At 43.1% G+C, this 6,514-nt stretch carries 3 protein-coding genes and 1 pseudogene; 1 reads left to right on the top strand and 3 read right to left on the bottom strand.

The genetic code is table 11. The features are described 5' to 3' along the window. From TT12_RS06950 to uvrA, 3 genes and pseudogenes are all read right to left on the bottom strand, one after another. On the bottom strand, nt 1–651 hold a 651-nt coding region (locus tag TT12_RS06950), incomplete at its 3' end, for a hypothetical protein (protein WP_045453335.1). 191 nt (nt 652–842) lie between these two features. Beyond that, nucleotides 843–1,001: a hypothetical protein gene (locus TT12_RS15445; protein WP_207804015.1), complete on the bottom strand. Its 159-nt coding sequence runs from the start codon at nt 999–1,001 to the stop codon at nt 843–845. A 428-nt stretch (nt 1,002–1,429) separates the two neighbouring features. Next, a pseudogene (gene uvrA / locus TT12_RS06945) lies at nt 1,430–4,334 on the bottom strand (excinuclease ABC subunit UvrA). 708 nt (nt 4,335–5,042) lie between these two features. Between uvrA and TT12_RS06940 the strand changes: the two are divergent. Then, on the top strand, nt 5,043–6,407 hold the full coding sequence (locus TT12_RS06940; protein ID WP_045453331.1) for an MFS transporter: 1,365 nt from the start codon (nt 5,043–5,045) through the stop codon (nt 6,405–6,407). The last annotated feature ends 107 nt before the right edge of the window (nt 6,408–6,514 follow it).

Below are 6,514 nucleotides of genomic sequence, written 5' to 3'. Positions count from 1 at the left end.
GCAAGTGTAAGCCGATATAAGAAACATCGCTATGCTTGTAAATGTTAGAAACCAATGTGATTTACTTTGTAGCAGCACTATAAATTTATTTTTCTTATTGAGCTCAATCTCGGATATCCAACTATCTACTGTAAGTAGCATGTTTTTAGCAACTATAGAATCTATATGCTCAATTTGAATAGTTATGATTTGTCCTTTAAATAATCGATATAATAACCTTGTGGAATTATTCGATTTGGCTTTATGTTTAGCAGCAATTTTAGAAGTTATATTTATTGAAATTTTATAAGGCTGAGGTTTCTCAACATTAGAAAGACCCAGAAGTACATTGAAAGTAATAACAATATTTTCTACAGGAGAGGTGCTGCTTTTGTCATATCCTTGAAATCTGTCAATAGACGAAAAAACCTGTTTACTGTTATCAATATGAAATATAGTTATATTTTCGTTTCTACTTATTACTTCCCATTGAGCATAAGTTTGAACCATTTTATTATATAGTTGAACTATAGATTCATTATGCACCTCGTAATTATCAGAGTAACTCCTTGATAAGCTTTCAGTTTTCCCAGTCACAGTATTATATAGAGCTTGTGCCAATTTATATGCGTTATCATCTTTAATTATTAGTTGCGTAGTGTCTTGAGTCATTATTATTTATCCTACTAATTAATTATGATAACTCACCGTCTCCTAAATTTCTTAAGAGTTTGCTCTGAGTGTTTTTTTAGCTCGAAAGATTATAGTGTTTTCTATAAATACTTTCAATTCATATAAAAATAAAAAAAGCCACTTCCTAAAGAGTGGCCTTTCATCAATGATCATCTAACAAATACCAGTTATTAGTGACGACCTTGGCCTGCAGGTTTCTCAAACCCTTTTGCACTCATGCATGAATCTATTTTCTTCATATCGCTTTTACTTGGACGACTGTCTTTATTCATTTTTACGCCAACTCGTTGAGCACAATCATTCATGGCTTGTTTCATGTCTGCTGACATCGCAGGTCTTTGATGGTTGCGATCGCTTGAGCCATTTGATGTGCCGTTTGACGCACAGGCACTAATGCCAACAGTAGATGCTAAGACAATGAACAGTAATTTTTTTCATAAAAAGTCCTTGAGAGTTTTAGGGATAGGATAGGGGTTAGCTGTGTCAATGTGTACGTGCTATTGCTTGCTACACAGTTTTTAACCAGATATTTCTATATCGTATGCGTCTACGCATCATATCTAACCCTTTAAATATTAATATAATCAACGTTTAAGTATCTTTAATAAAGATTAAGAAAGGTAACGCAACGCGCTATATGTCTTGATATATATTAATCAAAACATATAGCGTGCAGGCTAGACAAAGCCTTATTTCACCCAATAAAAAAGGCCACTCCCTAAAGAGTAGCCTTTTATTAATCATTTACTAGCGTGTATTAGCTGACTTCTTTCATGCCTTGCTCAAGCATCGGCTTTAAGAATATACCCGTGTAGGATTCTGTGACTTCAGCTACTTGTTCAGGCGTGCCTTCAGCGATGATCATACCACCACCTTTACCACCTTCAGGGCCTAGGTCAATCACCCAATCCGCCGTTTTGATGACGTCCAAATTATGCTCGATGACGACGATAGTGTTACCTTTATCGCGTAGGGCATGCAAGATATGCAGCAGCTTATCGATATCGTGGAAATGCAAACCAGTGGTTGGCTCATCCAAGATATACAGCGTCTGTCCAGTATCACGCTTGGCCAGCTCACGAGCCAGTTTGACCCGTTGCGCTTCACCGCCAGATAGCGTTGGCGCAGACTGACCCAAACGGATGTAGCTAAGACCAACATCCATCAAAGCTTGCAGACGACGATAGATCGCTGGTATCGCTGAGAAAAATTCAGTCGCATCTTCAACCGTCATATCTAGCACGTCGGCGATATTTTTACCTTTATAGTGAATCTCTAAGGTCTCGCGGTTGTAGCGTTTGCCTTCACAGGTATCACAGGAACATACATATCTGGTAAGAAATGCATCTCAACTTTGATGAGACCATCACCTTGGCACATCTCACAGCGTCCGCCTTTTACGTTGAAGCTAAAGCGACCCGGTTTGTAACCACGGGCGCGTGCTTCTTGCGTTTGGGCAAACATCTCGCGCACAGGGGTAAACACGCCGGTATAAGTCGCTGGGTTTGAGCGCGGCGTACGACCAATCGGACTTTGATCGATATCGACCATTTTATCCAAGTGCTCAAGTCCACTGATGCTCTCATGTTTATCAGCAATCAGCGTTGAGGCATTGTTTAACTGAGTCGCTGCCAATGGCATAAGGGTACGGTTGATCAAAGTTGATTTGCCCGAACCTGAGACACCCGTGATACAAGTCATAATACCAATGGGAATGGTCAAATCTACATCATGCAAGTTATTGCCTGACGCACCTTTGAGCTCAATCGTCATCGGAACTTTTTGAGCTTTGGCCTTACCTGTGATTTCAACATCCATCGTCTTGGCTTTATGACGAATGGCTGGAATCTCGATTCTCTTCTTACCAGACATATATTGTCCAGTCAGCGATTCTTTGTTTGCCATGATGTCATCGACCGTGCCTGAGCGATAATATGACCGCCATGTACACCTGCACCAATACCGATATCAATCACATGATCTGCTTGGCGAATGGCATCTTCGTCATGCTCGACGACGAGTACAGTATTACCCAAATCACGTAAGCGTGTGAGGGTTTTGAGCAGGCGATCATTGTCACGCTGATGTAGACCGATGGACGGTTCATCAAGCACATACATGACGCCCATGAGACCGGCACCGATTTGGCTGGCAAGCCTGATACGCTGTGCTTCACCGCCTGATAGAGTTTCTGCAGAGCGGGCAAGGGTCAAATAATCAAGACCGACGCTGACAAGGAAGTTTAAACGCTCATTGATCTCTTTAAAGATTTTTTCGGCGACTTCGCCTTTATGACCGTCGATTTTTAGCGTTTTATAATAGTCGGCAGAGTCGCCAATAGAAAGCTTAACGATGTCAGCGATGGTTTGGTCATCAACACGGACATTGCGCGAGATTTCATTCAGACGCGCACCATCACAAACATTACAGGTGGTATCAGCTAAGTATTTGGCCAACTCATCACGCACGAGGTTACTTTGCGTTTTCGCATAGCGGCGCTCTAGATAAGGCAGCACGCCTTCAAAGGGTACGGTCTTGTTGGTCTTGCGACCACGCTCATCGGTAAAGTTAAAGGTCAGCTTTTCTTTGCCTGAGCCATGCATGATGATATCTTGCTGCTTTTTGGCGAGGTCTTGCCACGGCATATCCATATCGATTTTGAAGTGTTTGCATACAGTACTCAGCAAACCAAAATAGTAGGCATGACGTTTGTCCCAACCATTGATCGCGCCTTGGTTGAGTGACTTTTCGTGATGGGTAATGAGTTTTTCAGCGGCAAAATACTGGCGTTTGCCCAGACCATCACAGCTTGGACACGCGCCGTATGGGTTATTAAAACTGAACATACGCGGCTCAAGCTCAGGCACGGCGCGATCACAGACAGGGCAAGAGTGCTTGGCGGACATGACTTGGTTGTCGTCACCGCCTTCTTTTGGGTTGCCATCCATAAAGTGCAGCGTCACCAGTCCTTGACCCAAACGTAGTGCCGTCTCTAAGCTCTCAGCGACACGGTTGCCCAAATCATCACGGACTTTAAAGCGGTCAACCACTACTTCGATGGTGTGTTTTTTCTTTTTATCGAGTGTCGGTAGCTCATCGGTATCATACACGTGACCATCAACGCGTACGCGCACGAAACCTTGACCAATCAGTTGCTCAAGCAAGACGGTATGCTCACCTTTACGCTCGCGAATCACCGGTGCCAAGATCATGAGTTTGGTGTCTTCTGGCAACGCCATGACTTGATCGACCATCTCGGTGACCGATTGCGCGACCATCGGCTCGCCGTGCTCTGGGCAGTAAGGCGTACCGATACGGGCATATAGCAGGCGCAGATAGTCGTAAATCTCGGTAATCGTGCCCACGGTTGAGCGCGGGTTATGGTTTGTCGATTTTTGCTCGATAGCAATTGCTGGCGACAAGCCTTCTATGCTATCGACGTCAGGCTTCTCCATTTGCGAGAGGAACTGACGCGCATAGGCCGATAAGCTTTCGACATAACGACGTTGCCCTTCGGCATACAGCGTATCAAAAGCCAATGACGATTTACCAGAGCCTGATAAACCCGTAATGACCACAAACTTATCTCGTGGAATGTCTAAATCGATATTTTTTAGATTATGAGTGCGTGCGCCGCGAACCTTAATATACTCGTGTGCCATCGGTGTTAGGTTTCCTATTTGCTAAAAGGGGATTGAAAATATCTCAAATTAAAAGGTAAATATGAATCAATTAAATGGTCGGTTAAAAACGTGAATATTTCGTAAGTTTATAATGTGGTTATAAATAGTTTTATTATCAAAGATTTTGTTATAAATAATATTTTTATAAAGTGTTCATACGTTGATGAAGTGAGAGCTATAGATGCCTAATTTACTGTTTTAATTTTTATAATTGCTGAGCAGTATGCTGCTTGGCGTTCATTTTGCTGTTTTCTTATTCTACAGCCTTTGAGGTGATTGGTTTTCGTATGACTAAGCAAATCTAAATCAAATCAATGTTAAGTAGTAGTCATCTTTTGTCATGGTTTTGACCAAAATGTCGTTTTATAGAGGAGTTTGTCATCTAAGCGATCGCTCTAGCTGACGAGCAATAATATTTATGACGCCTTACTTTATTGTCATGGCGACCGCATTATTCAAGGTGTGATTGCGCATCCGATGCAGTTGGTAACAAAATAATCGCGTAATATGAATGGCTTGGGTTGAGGAGGTATGGGAGGCTGCACCAATAAGACAAAAGTCTCGGCACGCAAACGGCGAATGTCTTATACTAGTGGGCTTAATTTGTAGCTAAAGTCTTGATAGCATCACAATAGTATAAGCAGCGCAGTAGTGATAAATCAGCAATGACGAACCAGTGAGGCAAGTATGAATAGCGTAGAAAAACGGGCAATCCTCGGGGTCGGTGGTATATTTGCTTTGCGGATGATTGGTCTGTTTATGATTGTGCCTGTGTTTTCTGTATATGGTGACAATTATACGCACGCGACGCCGTTTTTGATTGGTTTGGCGGTCGGTATTTATGGACTGGGACAGGCGATATTTCAGATTCCTATGAGTCTTGCTGCGGATAAATTCCCGCGTAAGCCGATTATCTTTTTAGGACTCATCTTATTTGCTCTCGGCGGTATCATTGCGGCAAATGCGACTGATATTTACGAGGTTATCATTGGTCGGGCGCTGGCAGGTAGTGGCGCGGTATCTGCAGTATTGATGGCATTATTGGCTGATGTGACGCGCGAAGAAATGCGTACCAAAGCGATGGCGACGATGGGCTTGACTATCGCGACTTCTATTATGCTTGCTTTTGCCTTTGGTCCGTTATTGGTTGGCTCGCTAGGTATCTCTGGTTTATTTTGGTTGACCTCAGGCTTTGCCGTATTGGCGATGCTGTTATTGTTGTTTGTGCCGACACCGCTACGAGTGCTTAAACACAATTTAGACAATAAATCGATTGGTCAACAATTAGCGACCGTCCTCAAAATCGGCGATTTAAACCGCCTACATATCGGTATTTTTGCTCTGCATCTGACCATGACGGCGATATTTGTGATATTGCCGCATCAGCTTAATGAAGTGATGGGGTTGTCGGTACGTCAGCAAGGCTTGGTTTATTTGCCTTTATTATTTATCGGTTTTGCCGTCGCCATTCCTTTTATTATCATCGCTGAAAAGAAACGCAAAATGCGCCAAGTATTCTTAGGCGCGATTGCGCTGATGACCGCTGCTTTAGCGATATTGGCTATTGGTAGTCAGGTTGGCGTTGGTATTATATTAGGTCTGTTATTGTACTTTATGGGCTTTAACTTGCTTGAGGCAACGATTCCATCATGGATATCTAAGCGCGCCCCAGTCGCCAATAAAGCCACTGCGATGGGGCTAAATTCATCCAGCCAGTTCTTCGGCGCTTTTGTCGGCGGGGCGATGGGTGGTTTGTTATTAAGTCAGCCGAATTTGCTGGCGTGGGGTATTTTAGCCGTCATTATGGGCGTGGCACTACTCATTATCATTCCGATTGCTCAGCCACCGTATTTATCAAGTACGACCGTCACTATTCCTAAAAATATCAATATCCAAGACTGGTCACGGCAAATGCTGGCGGTAGATGGCGTGGATGAGCTGGTCGTGATGGCAAAAGAGCAAGTGGCTTATTTAAAATTAGACAAGACACAATTGACAGATGACTCGCGCATGCAGTTATCGAGTTTGGCACAGAGTCCGCTAGATATTTAACAAAGGGTATGGGCAACGTACTTAGGCGAGTAGAGATAAGGTTGGATAGGCAAAAACTGAGTAGACAACGACTAGATAGACAGCCATTATTAATAAGTGAACGCTAA

The sequence above is a fragment of the Psychrobacter sp. JCM 18903 genome, assembly GCF_000586475.1.
GTDB lineage: Bacteria > Pseudomonadota > Gammaproteobacteria > Pseudomonadales > Moraxellaceae > Psychrobacter.
This window is presented reverse-complemented; position numbering and strand designations above follow the sequence as displayed.

Coding starts and splice junctions, on each gene's coding strand:
- TT12_RS15445 (WP_207804015.1), bottom strand. CDS start 1,001: ATGTCAGCAGACATGAAACAAGCCATGAATGATTGTGCTCAACGAGTT.
- TT12_RS06940 (WP_045453331.1), top strand. CDS start 5,043: ATGAATAGCGTAGAAAAACGGGCAATCCTCGGGGTCGGTGGTATATTT.